Origin of the sequence: Mesorhizobium sp. M7A.F.Ca.CA.004.06.1.1, assembly GCF_003999135.1 — a bacterium.
Taxonomy (GTDB): Bacteria; Pseudomonadota; Alphaproteobacteria; order Rhizobiales; family Rhizobiaceae; genus Mesorhizobium.
Map to the genome: position 1 here is coordinate 1 of NZ_RZPQ01001255.1, position 912 is coordinate 912.

At 66.2% G+C, this 912-nt stretch carries 1 protein-coding gene; it reads left to right on the top strand.

Features of this window, described 5'->3' with window-relative positions:
- Positions 1–79: 79 nt before the first annotated feature.
- Positions 80–912, top strand: an 833-nt coding sequence (locus tag EN906_RS35580; RefSeq protein WP_164777676.1) for an FAD-dependent oxidoreductase, incomplete at its 3' end; no start/stop codon positions are given.

The following is a 912-nucleotide window of genomic DNA, read 5'->3' on the forward strand; positions in this document are numbered from 1 at the left end:
GATCAAGACTGGACCGTGACCCCGAACCAAGAGACCACATGATCGGTACTGGATTCACGGTCAATCGGGAAGATCTACAGTGGCTGCTTCTGAAACGGTCGAAATCGCCATTGTCGGCGCCGGAGTTGTCGGGCTGGCGACGGCACTTCGCCTTGTCGCGGACGGCCGCGAAGTCCTGCTCATCGATCCCCATGAGCCGGGCTCCGGCGCCTCATCAGGCAATGCCGGAACGATCGCCGAATACGCCTGTATGCCGGTCGGCAGTCCAGCCGTGCTGCGCGCGCTGCCAAAGTTGCTGCTTGATCCCGACAGTCCGTTTTCGCTGCGCTGGCCGGCACTGCTGCAACTGGCGCCCTGGCTGGTTCAATTCGTGCGGCAATCGCTGCCGGCGGCGACCCAGGCCAATGCGCTGGCGCTCGCCGGACTGCTGGCCGACGCCCTTCCGGCCTGGGAAGACATGATCGGGGAGGCCGGGCTGGAGGACCAGCTGCGCCGCAATGGCTGTCTTTACCTCTATCGCCGCGAGAGCGATTTTGCCGCTGGCGCCGGCGGCCGGGCAATGCGCGCTGGGTTTGGCATCCACCAAGAGGTGCTGACTCCCGAAGAGGTGGCGGCGCTTGAGCCGGGCCTGCCGGCGACAGCAGCGCATGGCGTGTATTTTCCCGACTCGATCAATGTCACCGATCCGGCAATGGTGATGCGGCGGTTGCTGGGCGCGGTGAGTGCCCGTGGTGCATCGGTGAAGCAGGCTGAGATCACCGGACTGCAGGTCGAGGCTGACGGTGTCCAGCTCAGCGGCCCCGGCGTTCGCATCCAGGCTGGCACGGTGGTGCTCGCCGCCGGTGCACGGTCGCGCGCACTGGCCGCGCAGGCCGGCGACAGGATTCAGCTCGAGACCGAGCGCGGCTATCA